27 protein-coding genes and 1 tRNA gene are annotated in these 26,383 nt (G+C 32.1%); 11 read left to right on the top strand and 17 right to left on the bottom strand.

The annotated features are described in order from the left end of the window. Positions 1-343 precede the first annotated feature (343 nt). Both J4418_05060 and J4418_05055 read left to right on the top strand, forming a co-directional pair. Positions 344-613 (top strand): winged helix DNA-binding protein, encoded by a 270-nt coding sequence (locus J4418_05060; protein MBS3113424.1) that lies wholly within the window; start codon positions 344-346, stop codon positions 611-613. 50 nt (positions 614-663) lie between these two features. Next, positions 664-1,284 (top strand): hypothetical protein, encoded by a 621-nt coding sequence (locus tag J4418_05055; GenBank protein MBS3113423.1) that lies wholly within the window; start codon positions 664-666, stop codon positions 1,282-1,284. On the opposite strand, the gene rnhB is transcribed toward J4418_05055, so the two are convergent. Further along, entirely contained in the window at positions 1,281-1,925 is a 645-nt protein-coding gene (rnhB, locus tag J4418_05050) for a ribonuclease HII (protein MBS3113422.1), read from the bottom strand. The genes J4418_05055 and rnhB overlap by 4 nt on opposite strands. A gap of 32 nt (positions 1,926-1,957) precedes the next feature. After that, positions 1,958-2,677 carry a hypothetical protein gene (locus tag J4418_05045; protein ID MBS3113421.1) on the bottom strand — a complete coding sequence of 240 codons (720 nt, stop codon included), beginning with the start codon at positions 2,675-2,677 and terminating at the stop codon, positions 1,958-1,960. Positions 2,678-2,861: 184 nt separating this feature from the next. On the opposite strand from J4418_05045, the gene J4418_05040 reads away from it, so the two are divergent. Then, complete coding sequence (locus J4418_05040) at positions 2,862-3,800, top strand: hypothetical protein (protein MBS3113420.1); 939 nt, start codon at positions 2,862-2,864, stop codon at positions 3,798-3,800. After that, on the top strand, positions 3,775-4,785 hold the full coding sequence (locus J4418_05035; GenBank protein MBS3113419.1) for an amidohydrolase: 1,011 nt from the start codon (positions 3,775-3,777) through the stop codon (positions 4,783-4,785). Before J4418_05040 ends, J4418_05035 begins: the two co-directional genes overlap by 26 nt. Here the strand turns inward: J4418_05035 and gyrB are convergent. From gyrB to J4418_04985, 10 genes are all read right to left on the bottom strand, one after another. Then, positions 4,769-7,972 carry a DNA topoisomerase (ATP-hydrolyzing) subunit B gene (gene gyrB / locus J4418_05030; protein MBS3113418.1) on the bottom strand — a complete coding sequence of 1,068 codons (3,204 nt, stop codon included), beginning with the start codon at positions 7,970-7,972 and terminating at the stop codon, positions 4,769-4,771. The genes J4418_05035 and gyrB overlap by 17 nt on opposite strands. A gap of 172 nt (positions 7,973-8,144) precedes the next feature. Then, positions 8,145-8,264: transfer RNA gene (locus J4418_05025), tRNA-Gln, on the bottom strand. A gap of 59 nt (positions 8,265-8,323) precedes the next feature. Beyond that, positions 8,324-10,090 carry an ABC transporter permease gene (locus tag J4418_05020; GenBank protein ID MBS3113417.1) on the bottom strand — a complete coding sequence of 589 codons (1,767 nt, stop codon included), beginning with the start codon at positions 10,088-10,090 and terminating at the stop codon, positions 8,324-8,326. Continuing rightward, a complete protein-coding gene (locus J4418_05015; protein ID MBS3113416.1) occupies positions 10,087-10,812 on the bottom strand; it encodes an ABC transporter ATP-binding protein in 726 nt (241 codons plus the stop codon). Before J4418_05015 ends, J4418_05020 begins: the two co-directional genes overlap by 4 nt. Positions 10,813-10,917: 105 nt before the next feature. After that, positions 10,918-11,664, bottom strand: a complete 747-nt coding sequence (gene dph5 / locus J4418_05010; GenBank protein MBS3113415.1) for a diphthine synthase — start codon at positions 11,662-11,664, stop codon at positions 10,918-10,920. A gap of 123 nt (positions 11,665-11,787) precedes the next feature. Further along, positions 11,788-12,507, bottom strand: coding sequence for a hypothetical protein (locus J4418_05005; GenBank protein MBS3113414.1), 720 nt, complete (start codon positions 12,505-12,507; stop codon positions 11,788-11,790). 2 nt (positions 12,508-12,509) lie between these two features. Next, positions 12,510-12,650 (bottom strand): hypothetical protein, encoded by a 141-nt coding sequence (locus J4418_05000; GenBank protein ID MBS3113413.1) that lies wholly within the window; start codon positions 12,648-12,650, stop codon positions 12,510-12,512. A 105-nt stretch (positions 12,651-12,755) separates the two neighbouring features. Next, the gene (locus J4418_04995; protein MBS3113412.1) at positions 12,756-13,436 is read right to left on the bottom strand and encodes a hypothetical protein; all 681 of its coding nucleotides are present in this window, start codon (positions 13,434-13,436) and stop codon (positions 12,756-12,758) included. A gap of 2 nt (positions 13,437-13,438) precedes the next feature. Next, positions 13,439-13,621, bottom strand: coding sequence for a hypothetical protein (locus tag J4418_04990; protein MBS3113411.1), 183 nt, complete (start codon positions 13,619-13,621; stop codon positions 13,439-13,441). Positions 13,622-13,701: 80 nt separating this feature from the next. Next, the gene (locus tag J4418_04985; GenBank protein MBS3113410.1) at positions 13,702-14,322 is read right to left on the bottom strand and encodes an MFS transporter; all 621 of its coding nucleotides are present in this window, start codon (positions 14,320-14,322) and stop codon (positions 13,702-13,704) included. 92 nt (positions 14,323-14,414) lie between these two features. Between J4418_04985 and J4418_04980 the strand changes: the two genes are divergently transcribed. Together J4418_04980 and J4418_04975 are read left to right on the top strand one after the other, a co-directional pair. Then, a complete protein-coding gene (locus J4418_04980) occupies positions 14,415-16,325 on the top strand; it encodes a hypothetical protein (GenBank protein ID MBS3113409.1) in 1,911 nt (636 codons plus the stop codon). Positions 16,326-16,518: 193 nt separating this feature from the next. Next, positions 16,519-16,866 (top strand): hypothetical protein, encoded by a 348-nt coding sequence (locus J4418_04975; GenBank protein MBS3113408.1) that lies wholly within the window; start codon positions 16,519-16,521, stop codon positions 16,864-16,866. Here the strand turns inward: J4418_04975 and J4418_04970 are convergent. Continuing rightward, a complete protein-coding gene (locus J4418_04970) occupies positions 16,863-17,660 on the bottom strand; it encodes a hypothetical protein (GenBank protein MBS3113407.1) in 798 nt (265 codons plus the stop codon). The genes J4418_04975 and J4418_04970 overlap by 4 nt on opposite strands. Before the next feature lie 224 nt (positions 17,661-17,884). On the opposite strand from J4418_04970, the gene J4418_04965 reads away from it, so the two are divergent. Beyond that, the gene (locus J4418_04965) at positions 17,885-18,634 is read left to right on the top strand and encodes a hypothetical protein (GenBank protein ID MBS3113406.1); all 750 of its coding nucleotides are present in this window, start codon (positions 17,885-17,887) and stop codon (positions 18,632-18,634) included. Positions 18,635-18,640: 6 nt separating this feature from the next. Here the strand turns inward: J4418_04965 and J4418_04960 are convergent, their stop codons facing one another. Together J4418_04960 and ppsA are read right to left on the bottom strand one after the other, a co-directional pair. Beyond that, positions 18,641-19,657: an HD domain-containing protein gene (locus tag J4418_04960; protein MBS3113405.1), complete on the bottom strand. Its 1,017-nt coding sequence runs from the start codon at positions 19,655-19,657 to the stop codon at positions 18,641-18,643. Between the two features lie 93 nt (positions 19,658-19,750). Continuing rightward, complete coding sequence (ppsA, locus tag J4418_04955) at positions 19,751-22,135, bottom strand: phosphoenolpyruvate synthase (protein ID MBS3113404.1); 2,385 nt, start codon at positions 22,133-22,135, stop codon at positions 19,751-19,753. 249 nt (positions 22,136-22,384) lie between these two features. On the opposite strand from ppsA, the gene J4418_04950 reads away from it, so the two are divergent. Both J4418_04950 and J4418_04945 read left to right on the top strand, forming a co-directional pair. Continuing rightward, entirely contained in the window at positions 22,385-23,044 is a 660-nt protein-coding gene (locus tag J4418_04950) for a diphthamide synthesis protein (GenBank protein MBS3113403.1), read from the top strand. A 164-nt stretch (positions 23,045-23,208) separates the two neighbouring features. Beyond that, positions 23,209-23,394, top strand: coding sequence for a hypothetical protein (locus J4418_04945; protein ID MBS3113402.1), 186 nt, complete (start codon positions 23,209-23,211; stop codon positions 23,392-23,394). A gap of 107 nt (positions 23,395-23,501) precedes the next feature. Here the strand turns inward: J4418_04945 and sppA are convergent, their stop codons facing one another. Both sppA and J4418_04935 read right to left on the bottom strand, forming a co-directional pair. After that, positions 23,502-24,446 carry a signal peptide peptidase SppA gene (sppA, locus tag J4418_04940; GenBank protein ID MBS3113401.1) on the bottom strand — a complete coding sequence of 315 codons (945 nt, stop codon included), beginning with the start codon at positions 24,444-24,446 and terminating at the stop codon, positions 23,502-23,504. Then, positions 24,443-24,994 (bottom strand): RDD family protein, encoded by a 552-nt coding sequence (locus J4418_04935; GenBank protein ID MBS3113400.1) that lies wholly within the window; start codon positions 24,992-24,994, stop codon positions 24,443-24,445. Before J4418_04935 ends, sppA begins: the two co-directional genes overlap by 4 nt. A gap of 53 nt (positions 24,995-25,047) precedes the next feature. Between J4418_04935 and eif1A the strand changes: the two genes are divergently transcribed. Then, a complete protein-coding gene (gene eif1A, locus J4418_04930) occupies positions 25,048-25,398 on the top strand; it encodes a translation initiation factor eIF-1A (GenBank protein MBS3113399.1) in 351 nt (116 codons plus the stop codon). 287 nt (positions 25,399-25,685) lie between these two features. Then, positions 25,686-26,372, top strand: coding sequence for a hypothetical protein (locus J4418_04925; protein ID MBS3113398.1), 687 nt, complete (start codon positions 25,686-25,688; stop codon positions 26,370-26,372). The last annotated feature ends 11 nt before the right edge of the window (positions 26,373-26,383 follow it).

The following is a 26,383-nucleotide window of genomic DNA, read 5'->3' as shown; positions in this document are numbered from 1 at the left end:
AATGTTGGAATAAGTTTATTTCTTTTTATTATTGCTTTTTAAGCAGCATTGATTTATTTTAAGCAGTAGTTGTGAGAATTATAATATTATTTTTCATAACTGGCGTTTTAGGAAAAAGCTAAAGTATTATTCTAAAAGCGTATATTTTTAAACCCTTGTTATTTTTTAATCCCATTGCGTTATTATTGGTCAGAAACTATAACATGGTTTCGATAGGTTTAAATAGGACCCACATAATACATATGTTTAACAACAATGTTATTACGATACAAATTTTCTGGTTTAGCGTCGAGAAAAACGTGAATCGAGAAAAACACTTTAATGAATTGGGGGTTGAATTTACATGAAGAATAAAGAAATTTTTAACGTATTTTTTAGAGAAAAACCAGCATTAATGCTGTTAGGTTTAATGAACACTAAAGGGCCGCTGTATGCTTCTTCACTAGCTAAATCTGTTGATTGCACATATTCACACGTAGTTAAGATTTTGCAACAAATGGAGAAACATGAATTAGTTAACTTTGAAAAACAGGGTAGATTAAAATTACTTAGTTTAACAAAGAAAGGTCAAGATGTTTCAGATCATATAGAAGGCGTAAGATCACTTCTATAGATTTTTCTTTTTTATATATCTTTATATACTATAAAATTTAACTTAATTATATGTTTGCTGCAAATTCAAAACAATATAAGATAGGTTCTTATACTACTTCTGAAAAGGAAATTAAAGATTTAACGCTCGCATGGGTAATGTTGTCATTGGCGTTTGCAATTGCGTTGGGTGGCGGTTTTTCTTTTACAATTGAATTTTTAATAGTGTGGTTTATTTCTGCCGTTACAGTAGGCACCGGATTTATTTGTCATGAACTGGGGCATAAGATAACTGCTCAAAGGTTTGGGTGCTTTGCAGAGTTTAGAGCAAGCTTTACAATGCTACTCTTAGCAGTTGCAATGTCGTTTACCGGAATTATTTTTGCTGCGCCAGGCGCTGTTATGATATCTGGGTATGTAAATAATATAACTAATGGAAAAATCTCTGCGAGCGGACCGATAGTTAATATCATTTTGGCTGCAATGTTTTTATTTTTGAGTTTTTTTATTCCGGCTGTTGGCGTAACTGGTATGATAATTAAGTATGGTTATCTGATTAATACGTGGCTTGCTTTGTTTAACATGATACCGGTCGGGATACTTGATGGCGCTAAGGTTTTAAAATGGAACAAGAATGTGTATGGCGGGATTGTTGCAGTTGGGGTAGTGTTTTTGTTGTTTGGCGGTGTTTAGAAATCGTCCAATTTACTCTGATTCTTATTGAATGCTAAATCTTTCCAACTTGACCAAGAATGCCTAAACAGTTCAGGATACTTTTGCCAGTTTTCTTCTATAAATTTTTGAGTTAATGGATCTGACATGTAGCCTGAGCCAAAGTCTGCGTCATACTGTTCTTGTAATTTTTTTATTTCAGTATCGCGTATAACTTTTGCAATGATTGAGGCTGCGCCTACTTCAGGATAGTTGAAATCGGCTTTATGTTCAACAATAAGCGCAACTTTGCGGCTAAGCTGCGCAAGTAATTCTCTTTTGTATGCCTCAAGGTTTACTGATGGGCAATCAATAATTGCTTTATCTCCCTCTAATGAGTTAATTATTTCGGCAGTTTTCAGAAGTTCAATCCTGTTAAGATTTGTCCCTGATTTCATCAAACTGTCAAGTTCCGCAGGATTTACTGAAATAACTTTGTAAGATTTAACTATTTTTTTAACTTCAGGAAAAAGTTCTTCACGTTTGTTTGGTGTAAGAAGCTTGCTATCTTTAACACCAATATCAATAAGTTTTTGCACTTTTTCTTCTTCAATTAAAATTCCGCACATGATTAACGGACCTATAACCGGACCTTTGCCCGCTTCATCGATAGCAATTATCATATCATTTAGAATTAAGCGCGAGTATAAAACATTTACTCTTTAGTTTCTTTAGCAACTTCAACTGTTTGTTTTGCTGATGCTTTTAGGGATGCTTTTTTTGGTGCAGCTTTTTCGCGGAGAGGTTTAGTTTTAGTTTCTTTTGGTATTTGCATTACTTTTGCTTTTTCGTCATCTTTTTCACTTAATCTTTCTAAAACTCTTATTTCACATGCTTTGATAGGCGTGGTTTTTCTTAGTTCTCTTGATAAACCATTTTGCAATTTACGCATTAATATATTTCTTATAAGGTCTTCATATATAAAACTGTTAAATGTCTTTGCTAAAGATTCTTTAGCTGTTTTTCTTAGTATTTTTCTGATTTGTCTGCTTGTTTTATTTAATGTTAAAATCAAGGGTTTTACTCTTAATTTTACATTATCTTTTGTTTGCAATATAAAACTATCATCTATTTTGTCTAATTTTTTTCTTACAATTCTTTTAACATGAGAAGGTATAATTGTGTATGACCATAAATCAGTTAATCCCTGGCCATTTTTTACGCCTAATACTCTAAATCCAATATTAATATTTTGGTTTTTAACGTCTCCTGTTAAGTTCATTAAATTTATAGAAACAGGCTTGTGCATAAGGTCCTCAGGTGAATAAACTAATGTTTTCCCTATAATCTGGTTTGAAAATAATTTTGGGGCTATTAAAGGATACCATACTTTTTTCGTTTTACGCCCTATATTTCTAGTGTTTGGATTAACCATTTTAACTTAGTATAAGAATCTATAAACCTTTTATAAAGCTTTCGGTGTATCGGAGCTTTGTGTTAAATTTAACTTATATTATAAGTTAGGCTACTTTGAAACCTTCTCAGCTAGCTTGTTTAATATTCTCATACGAATATTTATGTCATAATAATATTAATACTTCTTTACAAATGGTTATATTATGATACAAACAAAGTCGCCTATTACACAAATCAAAAATGAAACACTTTTAGAATTATTGCATCCATTAGTCTTTGAGCGAGTAGGCAGGCTAGAAAAAGTTTCTGAAAACAAGGAAGATATTGAGAAGGTTATTTATCATCATAATGATGGCGTAATTAATGTTTTAAGAGACTTTAATTCCATATTATTGCATGTTTTAATGAAAGATGGCAAAGAAGTTGTTAAATTTAAAATCCGTGATAGGCGTTTTGATGGTACGCCCAATTACGTTTCTTTTTTGACAGATTGGTCTTATGATGCGCCATATGACAAAGTTGATTGCCCGGCTGTAGAATTGTCCAGATATTCAAGAGACCCTGATAAATATTTTCTTAAGACAGAGTTAACTACTTTTGTGCGTGAACCATTTGATTATATTTTTGGAGACCCTTCTGAGTTTCTTGAACTTTGGCAAAGTGCTTTTGTAACGGGGCATTATCCAGGTCAAAGCGCTTTACCTTTGAAGGGGGCTGCTAATTATTTTGCGGACAATGCAAGAGGTTTAGTAAATCAGTTAGGGTATGAAGTAACAGTCTCACCTTCGCATCATTATGTTGCAGCTTTTGGTTTAAGCAGAGGATATAAATTTCAGTCTTCTGCGCAGAATCGTGAATATGATGAGATTGAAAATTTATTTTCAGAATTTAATCTTGACCCTAAAATTGAAAAGCAACAAAAGTCATGGATTATATTATTGCAAAAGTTTCCGTCATTGCATAAATCCCAATTTTCAGACTATTGGTTAAAAGGATTAGAATATCCTTTGTATTATGACGGTAAACACGCTGAAAATGTTTGGTTATACCCGCAAGATTCAGGATATGAATTTAAAGATTATTTACCTGAACAATGTTTGAAGAGGCTGGCAACATATGAATTCAACCGAATTAAGAAATAAATTAAATGAAAATGCTGAATGCAGTTGGCATGAGTTTAAAACTACTGAAATAATTTGTGATTTCTTTACCCAAAACAACATTGAGTTTGAAAGATTGCCGAAAAATGGCCTAATTGTCAGAAAGGGCGTTCCAAATGTGCTCCTGAGAGCAGAACTTGACGGGTTATCTTTTGGTGCAGAGGTCAAACATGCATGCGGTCATGATGTGCATATGGCTGCATTAGCTTCAGTTTTAGTAAGTGCTGATAATGTTATAGGTGTTTTTCAGCCATCTGAAGAAGATTACCCTTCCGGGGCAAAATATGTGCTTGATTTTATTGGAAGATTTAATGCAGGTATATCTTTGCATGTTGATCCGTCTATCCCTATAGGTAAAATTGGAATAAGGGCTGGTTATGTGATGGGTTCAGTGGATTTGATTAAGTTTAAAGTTACAGGTAAAAGCGCTCATACTGCAACACCATATGAAGGCAAAGATGCAATTCTTGCGAGCGCGGAAATTATCCAAAAGACGCATCAGGCTTTTATTGGGAAGAATTGTTCTGTTGTAATATCGTTAATTAATGGGGGAGTAAAAGATAATATTGTATGTGAAGATGTGCGAATGACTGGAACTTCAAGGGCGTTGGATGAAAAGTTAAGATTTCAAATAAAGGATGAGATTGAAAAGATTTGTTTAAAGATTGAAACAGAATTTCAGGTTAAAATTAATTTTGAATTTATCATAGGATATCCGAGTTTGTATAATTCTCCAGAGCTAGCAGTTAAACTGCGAAAAAGTTTAGAGCGTGAATTTGAAGTAATTGAAAATAATCCGAGGTTGGGAAATGATGACTTTGCTTTTTTTGAGTCTAATGGGCCTATCTGCATGATTCGGATCGGGTGCGGAACTGGCAGACTTCATTCTAAAGAATTTTATCCATCAGATGAAGTTGTAGAAATATGTAAAAAAGTGTTTATTGCCTGCGCTATACATCTAAATTAATAACTTCTTTTGAATGGTCCTCAATAAATTTCCTGCGGGCTTCAACTTGTTCGCCCATTAAAGTTGTGAATGTATGATCTGCTTCAACTGCATCTTCAATTGTAACTTTTTTGAAAGTTCTTTTTTTTGGGTCCATCGTAGTTTCCCATAACTGGTCTGGGTTCATCTCTCCTAAACCTTTATACCTTTGTATATTTACCTCTTTTTCTTCAGTACCCAATTCTTTCAATATTTGGTCCTTTTCTTTATCATCTTGCGCGTATTTTTGGGTTTTACCAGATTTAATAAGGTATAAAGGGGGTTGAGCAATGTATAAATTTCCATTTTCAATAAGCTGTTTCATATATCTGTAAAAGAATGTTAATGCAAGGCAGGTAATGTGTTGACCGTCAACATCAGAATCTGTCATTATCACAATTTTATGGTACCGTAATTTTGAAATATTAAAATCTTCACCAATCCCGCATCCCAGCGCAGTGATAATTATACCTATTTCTTCATTTGAGATTACTTTATTTATTCTTGCTTTTTCTACGTTAAGAATCTTGCCTTTCAAAGGCAAAATTGCCTGATATTCTCTATCTCTGCCTTGTTTAGCTGAATTATGCACGAATACTCCTGCTGTTAATGCAAAATTATGGGTGTTTGGAATTTCAATATCATAAACATCAATTTTCTTTTTTAGATGAATAATTTTCTTTATTTTGTGATTATAATTCGCTACTGTTTCCACCATAGCTTCAGAATCATTCGAAAAAAACTTTTCAAGAAATTTACTTTTTTTAAGGATATTCTTGTTTTTACTTTTTTTTCTTTCTTCATCAAATGTTTCTAAATTACCATACTCTTCAAATACTTTTTTCATTAAAGATACCGTATGTGAAAAATAAGTCTTGTCATATGCTTTTTTTCTTTTTTCTCTAAATTCAAGGGTCCATTGTTCTTTAGTTTTTTTACTTCGCCATTTTTTTAATTCTTGATTGCTCCATTGTTTTTTAGCTTTATCAGACAAGCTTTTTTTTGTTTCGGGATTTTGGTTATAAAATTCTTTAATTTTTTGGGCTTGAGCTTCTCTATTCTTTAAAGATGACCAATATTCTTTTTGACTTTTGTTTAACTTTTCTAAATTTGTTTGTCTATATTTTTCATTGCTATTATAAAATTCTAAATATTTTTTAGCCATATATCTCTTGTAGTTTTCATCTTGCCATTGTTTTTTTGCTCTTTTTGAAAGCATATCTTTCATTTTTGGACTTGACATAATTTTACTAATTTTATTTTTGAATTCAGGGGTTTGCTTGATTTTTTTACATTTTTCTATTACATCTTTTCGGTGTAAAGTTTTTTTAAGAATTTGTGTGTGTAATTTGAGATGTTCACTTTTAGCCAATCTAATTATATTTGAAGGGTTGTTATTTAATTTGTTAAAGTCTGCATGATGTTTAGGGTTTTTTTCTGATGTTTGGTAAACTTTATTTTTGAGATTATATTGGTCTGCAAGCAAATGTGTCAAAATCCATTTATGTGATTTAGAACTATAAACCATTTCATAACCTTCAATCGTAATTCGACCTTCGATTTTAGATATTTTCCTATTCAATGGCATTAAACTCATTTCAGCAGTAAGTTTATCTGCTTCGCAATATTCTCCATCTCTAGTCATAAATTTATGGTCAGGTGTACATACAATTGTTTCATCATTATCAAGGATTATTTTAATTACATTTGTATTTTTTTTAGTTACTCTCGGATTCTTGATAATCTCTATCCCAATATCGCCATCATTTTTAATTGTATAGCAATAATTTTTATTATTATTAATGTTTTCTTTTATTAATTCTTTGAAACTTAAATTGCGACCGTCAGTTAGCGCGACTTTTGTATCTCCCGAAAAACAACCCCCTGCCGAATCTCCTTCAACAAGATAAATTTCGCACAGTTTAGGGTCGTTGTTTGCGCAATCAGCCAGTTTCCCAGGTAAAGCTGAACTTTCCAGCACACCTTTTCTTCTTGTTAATTCACGAGCTTTTCTAGCTGCTTCTCTCGCTTTTTGTGCTGTTACACATTTGCTTATTACTTGGCGGGCAGATTGCGGGTTTTCTTCAAAGTATGACATTAGGCCTGAAAATATGACTGAATCAACAATACCTTTAACTTCTGAATTTCCCAGTTTTGTTTTTGTCTGGCCTTCAAATTGCGGTTCTTTAATCTTAATACTTATAATTGCAGTTAAACCTTCTCTTACATCTTCACCTGAAAGTTTTTCATTTTTTTCGAGTAATTTGTTGTTTTCTGAATATTGGTTTATTGCTCTTGTTAAAGCTGATTTGAATCCGGATAAATGCGTGCCCCCCTCGTGAGTATTAATATTATTTGCAAAAGAATAAATGTTTTCTTGATAAGAATCAGTATATTGCAATGAAATTTCTACACCTATATCATCTTTATTTTTTTCGAAATATATCGGAGCATGAAGACCGATTTTATTTTTGTTTAGGTAGGATACAAATTCTTTGATGCCTCCGTCATATTTAAATGTATGTTCTTTATTTATTCTTTCATCTTTAATATTTATTTCAATGCCCCTGTTTAAAAACGCCAATTCTCTTAATCTTGATTGCAAAGTTTCGTAACTAAAAATAGTGGTTTCAGTGAATATTTCGGGGTCTGGTGTAAATATAATTGTTGTGCCTGTTTCAGTTGTATCCCCTATGATATGTATTTTGTTTACTGGATTGCCCTGGGAAAAATCCTGTTCATGGATTTTACCTTCGCGTTTTATAATGGCTTTTAATTTTATCGAAAGCGCATTTGTAACTGAGACGCCTACTCCATGTAATCCCCCCGATACTTTGTATGCCTCTCCATCAAATTTACCTCCTGCATGTAATTTTGTCAGAACAACAGTAAGCGCTGACATGTTAAGTTTTGGGTGCATGCCTGTTGGAATCCCTCGCCCATTATCTTCAACTGATATAGAACCATCAGTATTAATTATTATATTAATTTTGCTGCAATATCCTGCCAAAGCTTCATCAATTGAATTGTCAACTACCTCATAAACTATGTGGTGAAGACCTCTTGGGCCTGTTGAACCTATATACATGCCCGGTCTTTTTCTAACTGCTTTTAGACCTTCTAGTACTGTGATTTTATCTGCTCCATATGATTCTTTTTCTTGTTCCATTTTAATCTCTGTAATATTTAATTCTCCGACGAGAAAGCATAATAAATTGAATAATTTTAGGGTTTATAAAACTATCGCTTGTTAGATATATAAAGTGAAAATAAAATAGCCCCGCACAGCGTTTTAATAAAACCCCGGGAAAAACATAGGGACTGATTAAAAACTAAAAAAATAGCCCCGCACGGATTTTCGTTTGCGATATTTTACAGCGCAAATTCGAACCGTGGTCCTCGCCTATCTTTTGCATAAAGCATCCAAAGGGCAAGATGATTGGCCGCTACACTACGGGGCTTTAAACGGATATTCTCTTTGAATTATTAACTATTTATAAAATTAGTGGTTTCTAAGGTCTTAAATTCCTTGTTTAAATCTTGTTTTTGAGATACTGTAACTTATCATTAGAACTATTATACTGAAACCTAATATAATACTCATATTTATTATCTGTGGAACGAAGCTGGTTAATGGAATATTATAAAAAATAGACTGTTGTAGTATTGATAAACCGTCCCTGAATGGGATAAATGAACTAACCTCTAAAATTATTTTAGACATACGTTCAACGGGAAATATTGCGCCTGATAAGAAAACATTAATAATCATAAAAAAAGTTGTAATTAAAAGAGAGGTAGTTGTGGAATTTATGATAAAACCTAAAGCAATACCCCATAATGAATAAATCAAGATTAGAAATATAGTTACAGTTAAAATTGTTGCTATGCTTTGCGTTATATCTAAAAAAAAGACTATATAACTTACACCTAATACTATACTAATCATTATAAGTAATATTATTAAAATTGTAAATAAAATACTTAATATATGGATAAATCCAGATATGGGGCTAATTAAATTTCGAGTATAAGCAGGTGAATGTTTTTCATCTAAGATAATGATGTTTGAAATCATAATTGAAACAAAACAGATTAAAATTGAAATTAAAAATGGCAGGAGTGTTTGAACAGAATCTATACTTGTTAGATCTGGCGTTTGTCTTTTTGGAAGAGACAAGTCATATGTTTCTTTAAAAACTTGAACTCTTTTTGAATCTTGGAACATTGGTTTAATGTCTAAAAGGAATGGGTTAACCATATTTTCAACATCTATATTTGCAGTTTTGGAGATTATTTGGTTTTTGTTGTTTAGTTCCCCATTTAATATACTAAGTTCTGATATTTTACCTGTTAAAGAAGATTTAATATTACTAAGTTTATCATCCGTTAGGATAATAAAGGTCTTTGCATTTTGTAATGATGAAATCGCCCGGTCAATTTTTGAAATCGTATTAATTACTTTATTTTGTGCATCTACAATTGTATATTGTATTGTTGATAAGCCCGATTGAAGACTATCAAGCGCATATATCGCTTGATCAATAGCGGCCGTATCCTGATTAAGATTAATCAGATTATTTCGTATATTTTGAAGTTGATTTTGAGTTTGGTATATTGAATTTCTATTTTGGTTAAATTTTGAATATCCGTAATCTATATCGTCTTTTAAAGTATGAAGGTCATTTTTCATAATATTTAATTCATTTATTTGGAAATCAATATCATTTTTGATGACAAGCATTTCGTTTTGGGTGGTTGCTATTTCTAATTTATATCCTTCTAAACTTGAAATAATATTTTGAATATTTCCTTGTTTATCTTTAATGAAGTTTTGAATTTCATCTAGCCCGCTTATGAGTGAATGTGTTTTGTTTCTAAGTATATTCTCTTTTTCTCTTGAAATGCCTTCACGCAATTGCGAGATCAACATTAAAGAAATTACTCCTCGCGTGTTATCATAATATAAATCAATATAAGTTGATTGATAATTTTTTAGGTCTAAACAAAGATGAACTTTTTGTTGTTTCAATTGAAGCAGACAATCTTCTAATACAGGGTATTGTTGAAAATTTCCCAAATAATCCATTCGGCCAATTATTGGCTGTACAAGTTCATGATCTCCTATGTATCCAATTGTAATCCCGTGGAAACTTATGTCTGAAAATGCAACTATCATTATCAAAAGAATAACTAATGGTCCAACTATTAATAATAATATAGAAGCCCAATTACGAAATAGGTTCTTGCAATTTTTTGCAACTAGAGTATAAAATGTTTTAATCATTTTTTTTCAACATACCATGTTTTAAAAAGATCAGATAATTTTAGTGGATGATATTTTTTGGAATATTCTTTAAGTTGTTCGGGAGAATAGACAAACCCTTCTCTGACAAAAGCGATATCTGTACAGTGTTCTTCCAGTTCTTCTAAGTCATGACTTGAGATAATAATAGTTATGCCTGTCTTTTTAATTTTTTCAATCATTGCCCAAATTTTTTCTTTAAGTACAATATCCAAACCGGTCGTTGGTTCATCAAGTATCAAAATGTGCGGGCGGTTTAATAACGCGAGCGCTATATCAAGCCTGCGCTTCATTCCCCCGGAAAGTTTTGAGCTTCTTATTTTTTTTGCATGTGCAAGTTCCATCATTTCCAGAAGCTCGTCAATTCTATTTTCTAGCGCATTTTTAGTCATGCGGTACATTGTGCCATAAAATTTTAAATTTTCTTCAACAGTTAATCTCGGGTAGAAAGAGTATTCTTGGCTTGCGAACCCTACCTGTCTATTTTGGTTGTTTGTAGCGAGTTTTCCTTTAATATAAATTTCTCCGGTTGTTGGGGTGTATAATCCAAGTATTATTCTGATTAAAGTGGTTTTACCTGCTCCACTTTGGCCAATCAGACCTAATATTGAATTCTCTCGTATTTTTAAATTAACTAATTTTAGAATTTCTTGATTATAAAAATGTTTACTAACATCTTTTAATTCAATAATCGTTTTAGACATTAACAAAAATATTATATTATTTAGATTATTAAAGTTATCTATTTCACCTTTACGAAAGTGAAGCTAACTCTTTTACACCTGACTTTTTAGGTACTTTGACAGCACCTATTTTAAAGCTTCCTCTTCCATAAAGTGAAGCTTACCTGGCACAATTAAACAGTGCAATGGTCCGCCAAAATCAAGTTTTAACAAATCTGAAGCTTTGCCTGATTTGATAATTTCAGTATCGGAACCAATTCTGGCGCAGCCAACACATAAAGTATTTTCCGTGAAAATGTTTTCTTTGCGTTTATTTTCAATTTCCAGCAATGTTTGAATTGCCTCTTTTATTGACATATATCGGTTTTCATCTTTCTTTATATCAAATAAACAAAGAGTGTGCAAACCATTTGTTTGATTCATTTTAATTGTGTCATATGGTGTTTCAGGCAACCAATTTCCTTCTTTGTAACATATTGATGTAGTTTTACCAAACTTGTATAACTGCAGTCCGGTAATGCCTACTGCATTAATGATTGATGCATTATGTATAATTTTAATTGGAATCTTTTTTTCTTTTGCTCTTAATATAAAATCTATGTGGGTTGTTGCGCCCATTGGATCTCCAATAACTAAAAGCGCAATATCTTCATTGCCTGAATTTCCAAATATTTTGTCTGAACTTTTTTCTATCATTTCTCTATCTGCGAGAATAATTGGCTTTTTATACAATGTTTCAAGTTCTTCTTTTGTGGCTTGAAATGAGCTAGTATAATTTTCCAAGTATATTTTCGAACATTTTTTTACTGCTTCCAGACCTTTCATTGTGATATCTTTAGCATCACTTAACCCTAAACCTATAATGTATAACATATTGTTTAGGCTAAAATGTTTATTTATAAATACTGCGGTTAAACTCAAGCCTAGCATTATTTTTTAGCAGTAATTTTAATTAAATTAGAATAGTCACAAAAAAAACAAAGAAAAAGAAAACATTTAATTAGGAATGGCTGGAGGGGATGAAATATCCAATTCTTCTTTCCGCTCTCCGAGATGACAATTGTCTTTTACTTTAATTGCAAATCCCATATGTACGAATATATTACTTATTTTGAAATTATCTCCCTGAATTTTAGTCCATTCTAGATCATCAGCTTCATAAAAGTAAATATTTTCAAACTCGCAGTTTCCTTGTACTTCTTCCCATGTGAAATAATCAAATGGTTCTTTAACTAAATACATGTTACCAGTAGGTCCAATTAAATTCCAACCGCGAGATAATTTCATAGATTCAAGATTAGGATACTCTTCTTTTAATGCATATTCTGTTGTCAAATATGCCGATTCTACAATTCTTCTGCCAACCTTTCTTAAATATGTTTCAATACCCTCAAAGTATACCCAAGATGCTGTATGTTTTAAGTCATAATCGCTAATTTTATAAAATTTACTAGTTTCAGGGTTTGGGTAAAGGCGTATGTATTCTTTTGTTGTTGGAATGAAAGTGTAAATCGCTTTGACATACTTAACGGCTTCAGGACCATAATCTTTTGTTAATTGTTCTGGTTCAGTAAACCCGTATAATAAGTTCCATCCATCAAATACAATAGTATCTTCTGCTTCAAATAAATAAGCCGAAACAAAAACAGCTAAACTAATTAATATTATTAGAATAATTGAAATTAATAATATTTTTTTTAAAAATTTGTTATTCATTTTCATTCTCTCGGTAGTGTTGGCGGTTGCGGTATTGCATCGTTTCCATCTTGTTGTTGATTTTGATTGCCATCATCTGGTAAACTTGGTGGTTGAGGTATACTATTTGAATCATTAGTATTAGTATCACAACCAGATACCATAACCAAACCTATCATTAATATAAGCAAAATAGTAATTATTTTTTTCATTATTGGTTCACTTTATATTTTTGGTTTCCGGTAATAAACCAAAGTTTAAAAAAATATTTAACTAGGAATGGTTGGCGGTGCAGATGGAGCTTTTTCTACAGGTTCTCCAAGATTGCAATCGTTTGATACTTTAAGTATTACTCCGCTCCACAATGCATCCCTGAATGCAAAATCAGTGTTTAATTGTACTTCCAGCCATTGATTATAAAAAAATAAATATATTTTCTGGATATCACAAGTTCCTTTATATTCATCAAATGTAAAATCCCAATTGATTTCATCTTTAAATTCATTCGTTATCGCTAAAAAGTTCCAACCTTTTTTTAAGTCCATAAGCGACACAGAATAAATTGTGTTTCTTGTGTTAAATTGTATGATCTGCTCTTTATTGGAATAAACCCAAATTGCCATATTTCCGACAGTATGATCTTGTTTATTAGCTACCAATTTGGAATAGAATTCTTTCATTTTTTCAACGTCATGATTAGGGTATAATCTGATATACTCTTTATCAAATGAATTGTACATAAAAATTGCAGTTATTTCATTCTTTTGAAGTGCATCAAAATTCCATTCATCAATGGCATAATATGAGACTATATTCCATCCTTCAAATAAATGAACTCTGCCTTCAGTAGATGGTTCTTCTTCCCATTCAGCAGAAACTAAAATTGTAAAAATAGATACAAAACTAGCCAATATTAATATAATAATAATGCTTAAAAATTTGTTATTCATTTTTATTCCTCCGGTAGTGTTGGCGGTTGCGGTATTGCATCGCTTCCATCTTGTTGTTGATTGTCATCATCTGGCAAACTTGGTGGTTGAGGTATACTATTTGAATCATTAGTATTAATATCACAACCAGATACCATAACCAAACCTATCATTAATATAAGCAAAATAGTAATTATTTTTTTCATTATTGGTTCACCTTTTTAATTTGGTTTACATATATATATATCTTTCTATAATGTTTTAGGAATTAAATTGAACTATCTAATTAGGGCTCTTTATCCGTATATTTCCTCTGTTTATGATAATGAATATTTTTGATTTTTGAAAGTTTTTCTTTTTTTACTTCAAGACCGAATAATATTGACCAACCAATTAATGAAATTATACCAACAAGTAGAAATGTTGTTTTAAATCCGAAGTAATTTGCAATTGCTGCCCCAACTGCTGCTGTTAAAGCAGTTCCTAAACCCGTTAATGTAGAATAAAGACTCCATTCATAACTTTCTTGTTTTTTATCTAAGTTTACACTCCATAAACCTAACCATGTAGGAAATGCTAGACCGCTGCCTATTCCATACATGATTTCTATCAAATAGATATGTTGAATATTTGTTGAAAAAATATAACCAAAAGGCACAATTGATGTAATTAAAGCTCCCAACATTAACCATTTAACTTTATCATCATGAATATCTACATATTTTGAAAAAGGCAGTTGGACGATACATTTTGTTACTAAATATAAAGTACTTGCAAAACCCGCAGCAAAAATTGTGCCCCCTGTAAGGTTTTCTTTAATATAAATTGCCAAAATTGGCGCAATTAAACCTAAACCTGAGATTAAAAAAATATCTGAAATCATAAGTAGTTTAATTGTTTTATTCATTAATAAAAAAATAGGATTTTGGAATTTATATATTTTTTGGCTGATTATAAGCAGAAATCTTTATATATCTATATTTCTTAGATATTTAAATATTGAAAAATAAAAAGGCGCAAGCGGGTATAGAATTTTTGATGACATATGGCTGGGCCATACTTCTTTTTTTTTTAACAATAGGCACACTTGCATATTCAGGGGTATTCTCACCAACATCGTTCTTACCTGAAGAATGTAATCTTCCAGGGGGTTTGATATGCGAAGACTATATTATTGGTGAAGGCGAAGCAAAGTTTATTGTTAGAAATGGTTTAAGTGATAGAATTACTATTACTGCATTTAAAGTTTTAGATTTTGAAGGCGGTTCACTTTGTAGCTCTTCTGGAGACACAAATATTTCAAGGGGTGGTATTGGAACCATTGTAACTATTTGTGATACTGATAATCAACTTAAACAAAAATTAATTTTACAAGTTGATTTTTATTTGAATGATGCAGCGGACTTGATCCATAAAGTTTCCGGTACAATGAGAAGTGGAATTAAAGGAATAACATTGTCGAATACATCCCCTATCAATAATTACGCCCCCACAGGAATCTTTGGTCCTTTTAACACAAACTTCGTATCTTCCGGCTGGGCAGTAGATAACGATACTCCTATGCAATCTATTGATGTAGAGATGGTGCTGTATTCCCCTCTTGGAGAACGTGATGTTATTGTAACAATCAGAGCAAATGTTACCTCTAACCCAGGTTTCCCTTACCCAGGAGACCATAGATTCACCTTCACCGTTCCAGAATCGCTAAGAACTGGTGTGCATATCATCCACGCATACGCCATAGATGCGCAAACTGGTGAAAGAAAAGAATTAACTGGTTCACCGCAGATGACAGGAAACGTAAGTCTGCAACTTGCCGGAGAACCTGAGACTGTATATAATTGGACAATAGATCGTTGCAGACAAGAAGATATCCCTGACTTACCTACGCGTGTGTTCAGAGACGCACAGGGTAATCTGCAACTTTTTTCATCATTTTATATGTGGTATCGCGAAAGCGGTCCTAATTTTGATAATCTGACACGCAATTGCAACCCTGTATTTACTTCACACAATAATTCAGACCCAAGCCAATATGATGATTATGAATGGCTCTCAGCGACATATCGCACATCAGGAAACAACATTTATGCACTAATTCATGAAGAATATCATGGAGAGGATTTTGGTAATTGCCCGTCAGGAAATCAATACATGTGTTTGAGAATGTCTATCACGCAAGGAATGTCAACAGATGGTGGAAATACTTTTCAACACGCGCCAGCACCACAGCACCTAGTAGCTTCAGCGCCATACCAATATGATTCCGCTGGCGGTCCTTTTGGATATATGGTACCAAGTAATATCATCAAACACGCAGATGGAAACTATTACGCCTTTTTTAATATTCAAGGGGGGGGGACATTAGGTGAAGGAGAGCTTAAGGATGGTGTGTGTCTAGCGCGAACTGCAAGTCTTGAAAATCCGTCTTGGAGAGCATGGAATGGTTCAGAGTTTAGTGTGCGATTCATAAACCCTTATCTTGAATTAAATGTAGATTCAAAAGACTATGTATGCGAACCAATACGGTTTGGTTCTGGCAGTATTGCGCCACTCTATTCTGTACTCTTTAATAAAAATATTAGTAAATATGTCATGTCGACAATACGGGCAGGCATCTCTGGTGGCAAGACTGTTACCGGAGTCTATTATGCATTTTCAAATGATATTATCCACTGGACAGCGCCGCAACTTTTATGGGAAGTACCCAGGCCAGCTCAAAATCTTCCTCCGGGAGTTGAGGGGATATTGTATGGCACACTTATAGACCATAATAGCTCATCCATCAACTTTGAAACAATGGGTTCTGAAGCGTATTTTTATTATAAGGTACGGCATATGAGAAGTTCACAAGATAAGTTATATGACCGAGATTTAATGCGAAGACGCGTCATTATCAATTATTCATAATTCGGCTGGCAATAATAATGTGTGATGTTCAGATAAAATAATCTTATCTATATAATATAGCAAAGATATTAGTAATATACTTGTTACTTTTTTTAATTTGGCGTTTGCACATTGGTTTTTAGACAAGGGGGGGCGCGATAATTTTTGTAGAATACAATAAAATATATAAACTTCAAGTTTCAAATCATAATTTATGGCAGAAGTAATTCAATATATTGGAATGGATGATTTGGATGAAGATCAAAAACGGTTACTTGAGAAAATATCGGAAGAATATTACGATAAAATCAAGAGAAGGCTGCATAATGAAACATCTTTAAGCATACATTTAAAATGTTACAATAAAACTGGTTCAAGGTGTAAATATTCGATTCATGCAAAAGCTGTTGCTCCAACTAGGATATTTGTTTCTACAAAAGTAGCAGAATGGGATTTTGCAAAAGCTTTGCATATGGCACTTAAGGATTTAGAATCGATCATTCAGAAAGATTTGAAACAAGATGGTTCTAAAATTCGTATTGCTCGGCGGAAAGAAGCTTAAAAATAGGGTTTTATGTTTTTGAAATGCATCTTAATAAATTGGTTTGGATCTTTACCTGATTTTTTAAGCAGTTCCAAAGCTGATTTCACATGTGTTGAACCTTTAGGAATATCAAAACCTAACTTGTTACTTAAATCTCCTATCTGTGATAATGCTTCATCTCGCGCAATAATTGATGCGGCGGCAATTTCTACATATTTAGATTCACCCTTAGTTACAGCTATATCACCTACATTGCATCCGGGATATTTATCAACTACATGCGTGCCTGGACTTAGTTCGTCAGCTACTGTTTTATGCAGTTTATTCATAAGTTCAGTTTGATTATATTGATTATATTTTTCAGGATAAATATTTCTAATTGATACTTTAGCTATTTTTTTAATGTTTTGTGCCAGTAGCGGTATTGACGAATCTTTTAATTTTTTAGAGTCCATTACGCCAAGAATTTTAAGGTTTTCGCGAACAACATCATCTGCTTTTACACCTACAACAACAAGTCCGCCGAAAGTGTCTCCTTTCAATGATTCATCTGAACCAATAAATAATCCTGATTGAGAAACATATTCTATTTTTGTCGGTTCCTTAAATCCTTTAGCAATCATCAGGTCTCTATATCGCGACACATTTACATCTGAACCCTGAATAAGAAGTTTACCGGAAGTAAAAAGAATTGCAACGCATGAACCGCGTAAACGCATTATCTCGTACTTTGTTTTAGTCTTATCAAGTCCCAGGCCATGGTCAATCAATAATTTCATATCCTCTTTTTTCACGTTAAGAAATACGGTCATTTGGAATTTTAAAGAAATTATTCTTTATATGCTTTTCTTAAAATAATCCGTAGAAAGTCCGGTGCAAACTTTCATTTTCCTCAAATGTGCTTTATTGGCGGTATTCTACTCTAAAAGATCAGTATACAGACTTATCTTGGAATAATATTATGCTGATATATAGGGTAATATGATATATATACTTTACAGTAATATTTAAATATCCTACTAGTATTACTTTGCTTATGAAACGAAAAATAAGCATTACTGTTGATGATCAGATACTTAGACAAATTGATAAAATAAGTGAGAGAAAAGGAATTAATAGATCTAGATATATCGAAATTTTATTAAAAAAAGATTTTGAAGATATCCCTGTTTTAATTTTAACAAGCAAAGGTAAAATTGGCGATTTATATAAAAGCCTGATAGAATTTAACGGCAAAAAATTAATTGATCATCAAATTAAGTATTTGAAAAGACAAGACTTTTTTAATATTAATGTTGCAACAGATTCTGAACCGGTAAAAGATTATGTAAAATTAAATTATAAAACTGTAAATGTTTTATTTGAGGAAGAACGATTAACCTCAAGCGGTTCAATCAAAAGATGGGGGAGTCAGCTGGGTAAAGAATTCCTTGTAATGCACGGGGATGTGTTAGCGGGAGTAGAATTGAAACAACTTGTTGCATTCCATAAAGAAAATAAAAGTGACATGACCCTGGTATTAAAAACAATGAACCCGTTTAATAAATATGGTGTTGCAGTCCTTGAAGGAAGCACCGTAAAAAAGTTTACTGAAAAACCCCAAAATTCAGATTCACATCTTTGTTTTACTGGCATCTCAATCTTTACCAGGCAAGCGCTGGATAAAATTGATGAAACTGAACATTATACAACCCAATTAAACAAGATTGATTATAAGCATGGTTACATATTTGAAGGATTCTGGAAACGTTTTGAAACTGAAGAAGATATAAAAAATAGTTTTTAATCTGTTTTACCAATCTAAATTCGGCTTAGTGTAATCAATTTTTTTACCTTCTAAAAACGGCAAATATTCAAATACGCCTAAATGATCAATCTTACTCTTCGGAATCCTTTTAGAACGCAGTAAAAGTTTACCCATATAATATGTCTCATTATCTGTTAGTAATGAAAAAGTAACAATTGGATCAACACCTGCAAATTCTTTTCGTTTCCCAAAAAATTCACAAATCCGTTTGATAGAATCGGTTTGGTGATCGTTATTGCATTCTGGATAAATTTCTGTATACATATATGATTTTAACTGGTCAAACTCTTTAGATAAAGGACCTTCTTCAAAAATTACATAACCTTTTGCCTTGCTCTCTTCAAGTAATGCTTTTATGGCGCTCATCTTTCTTTCTTCTGTTGTTTTTCCAAATTTAGCTGCAAAATCAGGCACATCCTTTTCTTCTAACTGTTCAGACCTTATGGCATCTTCCAAATCTGAAAAAAGGTATGCTATTTTGTCTGCATACATGACAACATTGTATTCTTGATGAATGTTTGGGTGTGATGTGTATGGACCACTACCCCGTGAATGTTGAAATATCCCTTCTAATGTTTCATGGGTCAGATTAAAACCCTGGCCGCGATTTTCTATCTCTTGGGCGATTATTACGCCGTATACATTATGCCTGAATTTAACATTTTCTCCTAATTTTTGAGCGCTGAGTTCTGTTAATGCCCTTTCGCCCAAATGACCATAAGGTACATGGCCAATATCATGTCCTGCTGCTATTGCCATGCATAATTCTTTATTTAATCCTAGCTGTTCAGAGATTATTAAAGAAAGATTAAGGACTTCATTGGTATGCACAAGTCTTGAACTTGTGTGGGGATTATCAGGTAAAGAGATTGCCTGTGTTTTGAATGCAAGTCTTCTAAATGCAGAACTTCTAGTTATCCTTATATAATCTTCTAAAAAAGGATTATTCATTTTAAGTTCTCCATTTTCAGGTTTTTTTCTCCTGCCTAAAATTAGTGTCATAAAACTTCTCACGTTCCTTGTTATATAAACATATATTAAATAGAATATCTATTTTTAATTAATTAATTTAACTTGTTTAAGTCTCTTAGAAAGTTACTTTTTTGCTAATCCTTGCCTAACACTCATCAAAGCATCAGGCACCATTGAAAGCGAATCAATCTTATTTTCAACTAAAAACTTTGCAAATTCAGGAATAGAAGCAGCTTCTCCACAGATGCCAATTTTACGTTTATTTCTCTTTGCAGCTTTTATAACGCGTATAACCATTTCTTTAACAGCAGGGTTTTGTTCATCATAAAGATGCGCAACTAATTCTGAATCACGATCTAAACCGAGAGTTAATTGTGTCAAATCATTCGTGCCAATACTAAATCCGTCAAACACTTTAGCAAATTCATCTGCAAGTATCACATTGGAAGGAATTTCACACATAACATAAATTTCAAGCTCATTTTTACCTTGTTTTAAACCATTTTTTCGCATGACTTCGATGACGTTTTTACCTTCTTCAGGGGTTCTGCAGAATGGTACCATAACTTTGACATTATTCAGCCCCATTTCGTCACGAACTTTTTTAATCGCTTTGCATTCTAAAGCAAAAGCTTTCTCAAATTTTTCGCTGTAATATCTTGACGCGCCCCTCCATCCAATCATGGGATTATCTTCTTTAGGCTCATACGCTTTTCCACCTATTAGGTTTGCATATTCATTTGATTTAAAATCCGAAAATCTTACAATTACATCGTTAGGATGGCAAGCAGCTGCCAGCATAGAAATGCCGGATGCAAGCTTATCAACAAAAAATTTAGTTTTATCTTTATATCCATAAGTTAAATTATCAATCTGTTCACGAATCTTTTTGTTTTGCGTTTTATAATTGATTAAGGCCAACGGATGTATCTTAATGAATGAGTTAATAATAAATTCTTCGCGGGCCAAACCAATGCCATCATTGGGGATCATTGCAGATGTAAATGCTAGTTCAGGGTTGGCAAGGTTCATCATTAATTTAACATCAGGTTTTTTTAGTTTACGTAAATCAGTTTTTTCAATTTTAAATTCCAACAAACCTGAATAAACATTGCCTTTTTCACCTTCTGCGCAAGACACTGTGACTTTTTCTCCATTTTTTAATATTTTAGTTGCTTTACCGCAACCAACCACGCACGGAACACCGAGTTCACGGGATACAATTGCAGCGTGACATGTTCTTCCGCCCCTGTTAGTGACAATTGCAGAAGCAACTTTCATGATAGGTTCCCAATCGGGATCGGTCATTTCAGTAACAAGAACCTGTCCTTTTCTAAAATTGTGGATATCAGATGCATTTTTTATAATATTAACTTTTCCTTCACCTATTTTTGAGCCAATAGCTATGCCTTGAATTAAAATTTTACTTTTTTGGTTTAATTTATAAGTTTCCAGAATTTCTAGATTTTTTTGGCTTTGAACTGTTTCTGGTCTTGCCTGCACAACGTATAATTTTCCGGTTTTACCATCTTTGGCCCATTCAATATCCATTGGCATGTTGTAATGTTTTTCAATTTCAACTGCCCATTTTGCAAGAATTAATATTTCATTATCCGATAATGTTAATTTTTTTTGATCTTCTTTGGATACATATATATTTTTAGTGCTTTTATTTCCTCCAATTTGATACACCATGCGTAAATGTTTGTTCCCTGCTTTTTTCATCAAAATCGGGCTATAACCTTTTGCAAGTGTAGGTTTATATACATAAAATTCGTCAGGATTGACTTTTCCTTGCACAATGTTTTCTCCTAATCCGTAAATCCCTGTGATGTATACAACATCTTTAAATCCTGAATCTGTGTCCAATGTAAATATTACTCCTGATGTTGCAAGATCTGAGCGCACCATTTTCTGTATGCCAATTGAAAGCGCAACTTTGAAATGATCAAATCCTTTATCAACTCTATAAGAAATTGCCCTATCAGTAAAAAGTGACGCAAAACATTTTTTACAAGATTCAATCAATGCATGTTCACCATTGATATTCAAATAGGTTTCTTGCTGTCCTGCAAAACTTGCGGTTGGTAAATCTTCGGCAGTTGCAGAGCTGCGTACCGCTACATCGGTAGTTCCTTCTTTTTTACATAATTTTAGGTATGCTGTGACTATTTCTTCTCTTAATTCCGGGGGAAATTCAGCTTTTTGGATTAATTTTCTTATTCTGGAACCAGCAGCAGCAAGACTTTTTGTGTCATGTATATTCATCTGTCCCAATATTTTTTTAATTTCTTCTCGAATTCCTGCATTTTTTATTACATACCTATAAGCATATGAGGTTATTGCAAATCCATTAGGTATGCGAATACCTTTTTTTGAAAGCAACCTGTACATTTCGCCAAGTGAGGCATTTTTTCCTCCAACATATGCAACATCTGTATTACCTAATTCTTCAAACCATAGAATAAAAGATTTATCTTTACTGACGCTCTTTTTTTTTTGTAACATGTTAATATTCTCACTGTAATTAAGTTTATATATATTGCGGTTTCATCGTGTTGTTCAGAGTGGTTTCATTATCAATAAGTATGCTCACATTAATTTAGATGAGCAAGAGTGTTCTTGCAGACTTTAAGTTTAGTTTTAGATATTGATATACAGACAATTGACTTTCTGGACAAGAACTGTTTCGTTGGTTTAGTCCATTCCCTGTATTTTACCATAGCTTTTATAAATAAACCTTCCAAAATACAAATTATGGAAACACTTTTCATAGAAGCAAGGTATACTGAGAGATTCAGGCTACCGAAAAGTCTGATTAATCTGTTGCCAAATACCGTAACATTAGTTACAACTATCCAGTTTCTTGATTCGCTGGAAGAAATAAAACTACAATTAGAACACGCGAACAAACGAGTTTTATTTTTTAAAGGAGAACATTCAAAATATCCCGGACAGGTTCTTGGCTGTTCTATGAATAAACAAGAAGATACAGAATTATTTTTATATATTGGGACTGGGGAATTTCATCCTAAAGCATTGTTATTAAAACAAAATAAGCCCGTATTTTCATTTAATCCGTTTACGCAACAGACCCATAAACTTGATGAACAAGATGTTAAACTTCTGAAAAATCGACAGAATGGAGCTATCTTAAAGTATAAAGTCAGCGAAAATATTGGGATTATAGTCTCAACTAAACCTGGACAGCACCATCTGAAAAAAGCCGAAGCGCTTAAACAAACTTTAATTTCAGACGGAAAAAATGCTTATATATTTATTACGAATACACTTAATTTTGAAGAGCTTGAAAATTTTCCGTTCATTGAATGCTGGGTTAACACGATGTGTCCGAGAATTGGATTTGACGACGTGAAACGGACAGAAAAAGTGTTAATAAATATTAACGAGATTTAGTGGCGATATTTAGTTCTACTTGGCAGTTACTACATTCTCCGACGGATGTCCGACGGGAAAAAGGGAAACATTTAAATATGAGTTTGGACTATATAATCAGGAGAACATAAAATTCTCATAGGGGTATATTACCACTCATTAATATATTATGGAGGCAAACTAAAATGGCTCAAAAAGTAGCAAAAGTAGGCGTAAAAAAAGAATCAGGATACCTTTACTTTGTTGATAGGCAAGGAGACATCTCTAGAGCAAAAATGGCTAGAGGGGGTCAAAGAAGGAAAGCAGCTAAAAGAGTAGTTAAAAGAAAAGTTGTAAGAAAGTCAGCAAGAAAAGTTACCAGAAGAAGATAAATTAATTACAATCTTCAAATCTTTTTTCTTTTTTTATTTATTTCTTTTAAGGAATTAAATTTTAATGAAAACAAAATTAGTTATATGAGATTTTCATCATTGCATATTTATGTTCTTACAATAGAATCACTGTACAAACTTTCATGCGCAAACTGAGAACCTATCCCTTTTCCAATATAAAAAGACTGTTCAGCAAATGTTTTAGAAAAAATGTCAAATATTGATTTTGATTTACTATAATAATTATAACTTATAGATGAAACATTTAACTCTTCTTTTAATAATTTCTCGAGCGTATATTTATCACCCAACACATCTATTAATCCGAGTTTTTTGGCTTCAACACCTATAAAATACATGCCGGTAGCAATATTCCTGACTTCAGATTCGGACAAGTTTCGATTTTTTGCAACAGCTGAAATAAAATAACCGTGTATTAAAGTTAATTGTTTTTCAATTAATAATTTTTCATCGTATTCTAATTTTTTGAATGGGCTTCCCACATCTTTGTATTTTCCTGCAACTAATCGGTTATATGTTACATTATAATTATTTAATAAGCCTGAAAAGTCTATATATGATGATATAACACCAATTGAACCGGTAATTGACATCTCATTTGCAATAATTTTGTTTGTTGCAGATGCAATCCAATAAGCTCCAGATGTACCAACATCCCTGATCAAAGAATAAGTCTTTTTTTTACTTCGTTGTATAGCATCAGCAATTTCTTTTGAAGCAACAGGTGATCCGCCCGGGCTGTTAATTTCAAATAATATTGCTTTAATATTTGAATTTTTATTTGCCATATCAATGTATTTAAGCACGTCATTTGATGCTGTTACTTCATCACCTAAAAAAGAATTAGATGGCTCTGTTAAAATTAAACCTGATAAAGGGATAACTGCAATATTTCCATCAACATTATAACCTCCGGATAAATCTTTGCTAATAAACCATGCGCCGATATTACTGAATATTGCCAATAAAGCTAAGAACAATGTCAAAAATATCCATTTATTACCCGAATTTATTTTAATATTGCTATTCATTGGTAAAACCCCGATGTTATTTCTTCAACAACATATACGCCAGCCAATTTTTGCATTAATCTTTGTTTTGAAGCTGAAAATATCAAGAAGATTGGATCGATTATCCATAATAATATAAATGGAAAAATTGGCATGAAAGTAATATTGCTTAAAATTAATTTAAATATGCTTATTTCTTTATTATCACTATATATCCAAAGATTAAATAACATCATTCCCAAAGTTTGTCTGAGTTTTAATTGTAAAATTGAAAAATACATTATTGATAAAATGGAGACAATAATAATTAATGTCGAAATTTGGGACAATAAGTCAGGATTGGACTCAAAAATTAAGTTTATTGAAGAGGGGTTAATGTTTGGTAAAATTAAACTATTTAAAATTTTTTTAAAAGGCGAAATTATAATTAAATCAATAATTAAAAAGTCAATTAAAAAAGCAAAAGTCCTTTTCCAATAGGAAGCCGGCATTAAAATTATATCTTTTTTTGGCAAATTTAATTTTTTTGTGAAGTTTGCTTTATTATTGCCTCTTTCATTTTTAATCATTTATATTATTATTAATAGAAAGGTATATAAATATTTACTTTTTAACCTATATTATGTCATATATTAAAAAAAATAATGCTCATACTGAAGAATTATCGCCTGAAGAAGAGTTTAGAAGAATCAAATTACCGCGGAATAAAGAAGTTTTTGGAATTGTTGATCAAAGGCTTGGCGGGAGCAGGGTGTCTGTAAGATGTTTAGATGGTAAAACCAGACTTTGCCGAATTCCAGGGAGGCTAAAAAAGAGTTTATGGGTCAGGGAAGCAGATTTAGTGCTTGTTGAACCATGGGAACTTGGCGGCGATGAAAGGGGCGATGTAATCTATAAGTATCGTAGAAACCAAGTAGATTTGATTAAAAAACGCGGTTTTCTTAAAGAGCTTGAGCAAGAAGAAGAATTCTAAATTATTTGTTTATTGTATCTAATTCATATTGTGTCTAATATCAAGTATCTAATTAATATTGTGTTTAATTCAAAGTATACTTGTCTGCTTAATCTATTGATAACAAATTGCGCGTAAAGTAAGTTACGCCATTAGTAAATGTTCTTTGTAATTATTAGCAATGATACCGCCCTTTTACTTCTATGTCTCTGAACTAATTTTGATTTCATTAAATCATTATTTGATTACCTTGAAAGCTAATTTACAGCACATAAATCAATATAAACAGAATTATTTTTTTTTTAATCATGGTAAAAGGTAGAAGCTTGCTTGCGCACTTAACATTATTAGTTTTTACGGCGATATTTACTATAAGAATAGTTTTTGGTTTATCTAGTCTTGAAAAGTTTATTAGAATAGGAACTTTTGTAATTATATGGTATGCTATGATGGCTGCAATTGTTGCGGGGTATAAATCAAAAAAAAATGCATATGCCGCTTTAACTTTGTTATACTCGTTAAATTTATTAAATTTAGCCTTAATGCCATCAATAATGGCTTATAAACCAATATCGTTCATTTTTGCAATATTATTATCATCAATTGGCATTATTGTTTCAGCCTTATACACTATCAAGAAAAAAATTAGGCGTATACAATTTCCTTTAGACCTTACAGGTATAACTGATCTTTTAAATGATAAAAAGGAAGAACCAATTAAAGAAATTATTCTTGAAGAACCCTCTATAGAAAAAACTGCAGAAAATGAGAAAGAAGTTGTTTCACAAATTATTAAATCTAAACTTAGAAGTATTAAAAAGACATTTAATCCTTCCCGATATATGGCATCTAAAACAGGGGAAAAGTTTCATTCACCCAAATGCAATTGGGCAAAGAAAATTAATATTAAAAACCTAATTTGGATTGATACGATTGAAGATGCCGAGCTAAAAGGATTTAAAAAATGCGAACTTTGCATTAAAGCAATTGATTAAATAAAAAATGA

The organism is Candidatus Woesearchaeota archaeon, from assembly GCA_018303425.1.
Lineage (GTDB): Archaea > Nanobdellota > Nanobdellia > Woesearchaeales > JAGVYF01 > JAGVYF01.
This window is presented reverse-complemented; position numbering and strand designations above follow the sequence as displayed.

What these genes read in the sequence shown, in the direction of transcription:
- J4418_05060 (MBS3113424.1), top strand. Translation starts at nt 344, where the DNA reads ATGAAGAATAAAGAAATTTTTAACGTATTTTTTAGAGAAAAACCAGCA.
- J4418_05055 (MBS3113423.1), top strand. Translation starts at nt 664, where the DNA reads ATGTTTGCTGCAAATTCAAAACAATATAAGATAGGTTCTTATACTACT.
- rnhB (MBS3113422.1), bottom strand. Translation starts at nt 1,925, where the DNA reads ATGATAATTGCTATCGATGAAGCGGGCAAAGGTCCGGTTATAGGTCCG.
- J4418_05045 (MBS3113421.1), bottom strand. Translation starts at nt 2,677, where the DNA reads ATGGTTAATCCAAACACTAGAAATATAGGGCGTAAAACGAAAAAAGTA.
- J4418_05040 (MBS3113420.1), top strand. Translation starts at nt 2,862, where the DNA reads ATGATACAAACAAAGTCGCCTATTACACAAATCAAAAATGAAACACTT.
- J4418_05035 (MBS3113419.1), top strand. Translation starts at nt 3,775, where the DNA reads ATGAATTCAACCGAATTAAGAAATAAATTAAATGAAAATGCTGAATGC.
- gyrB (MBS3113418.1), bottom strand. Translation starts at nt 7,972, where the DNA reads ATGGAACAAGAAAAAGAATCATATGGAGCAGATAAAATCACAGTACTA.
- J4418_05020 (MBS3113417.1), bottom strand. Translation starts at nt 10,090, where the DNA reads ATGATTAAAACATTTTATACTCTAGTTGCAAAAAATTGCAAGAACCTA.
- J4418_05015 (MBS3113416.1), bottom strand. Translation starts at nt 10,812, where the DNA reads ATGTCTAAAACGATTATTGAATTAAAAGATGTTAGTAAACATTTTTAT.
- dph5 (MBS3113415.1), bottom strand. Translation starts at nt 11,664, where the DNA reads ATGTTATACATTATAGGTTTAGGGTTAAGTGATGCTAAAGATATCACA.
- J4418_05005 (MBS3113414.1), bottom strand. Translation starts at nt 12,507, where the DNA reads ATGAATAACAAATTTTTAAAAAAAATATTATTAATTTCAATTATTCTA.
- J4418_05000 (MBS3113413.1), bottom strand. Translation starts at nt 12,650, where the DNA reads ATGGTATCTGGTTGTGATACTAATACTAATGATTCAAATAGTATACCT.
- J4418_04995 (MBS3113412.1), bottom strand. Translation starts at nt 13,436, where the DNA reads ATGAATAACAAATTTTTAAGCATTATTATTATATTAATATTGGCTAGT.
- J4418_04990 (MBS3113411.1), bottom strand. Translation starts at nt 13,621, where the DNA reads ATGAAAAAAATAATTACTATTTTGCTTATATTAATGATAGGTTTGGTT.
- J4418_04985 (MBS3113410.1), bottom strand. Translation starts at nt 14,322, where the DNA reads ATGAATAAAACAATTAAACTACTTATGATTTCAGATATTTTTTTAATC.
- J4418_04975 (MBS3113408.1), top strand. Translation starts at nt 16,519, where the DNA reads ATGGCAGAAGTAATTCAATATATTGGAATGGATGATTTGGATGAAGAT.
- J4418_04970 (MBS3113407.1), bottom strand. Translation starts at nt 17,660, where the DNA reads ATGACCGTATTTCTTAACGTGAAAAAAGAGGATATGAAATTATTGATT.
- J4418_04965 (MBS3113406.1), top strand. Translation starts at nt 17,885, where the DNA reads ATGAAACGAAAAATAAGCATTACTGTTGATGATCAGATACTTAGACAA.
- J4418_04960 (MBS3113405.1), bottom strand. Translation starts at nt 19,657, where the DNA reads ATGACACTAATTTTAGGCAGGAGAAAAAAACCTGAAAATGGAGAACTT.
- ppsA (MBS3113404.1), bottom strand. Translation starts at nt 22,135, where the DNA reads ATGTTACAAAAAAAAAAGAGCGTCAGTAAAGATAAATCTTTTATTCTA.
- J4418_04950 (MBS3113403.1), top strand. Translation starts at nt 22,385, where the DNA reads ATGGAAACACTTTTCATAGAAGCAAGGTATACTGAGAGATTCAGGCTA.
- J4418_04945 (MBS3113402.1), top strand. Translation starts at nt 23,209, where the DNA reads ATGGCTCAAAAAGTAGCAAAAGTAGGCGTAAAAAAAGAATCAGGATAC.
- sppA (MBS3113401.1), bottom strand. Translation starts at nt 24,446, where the DNA reads ATGAATAGCAATATTAAAATAAATTCGGGTAATAAATGGATATTTTTG.
- J4418_04935 (MBS3113400.1), bottom strand. Translation starts at nt 24,994, where the DNA reads ATGATTAAAAATGAAAGAGGCAATAATAAAGCAAACTTCACAAAAAAA.
- eif1A (MBS3113399.1), top strand. Translation starts at nt 25,048, where the DNA reads ATGTCATATATTAAAAAAAATAATGCTCATACTGAAGAATTATCGCCT.
- J4418_04925 (MBS3113398.1), top strand. Translation starts at nt 25,686, where the DNA reads ATGGTAAAAGGTAGAAGCTTGCTTGCGCACTTAACATTATTAGTTTTT.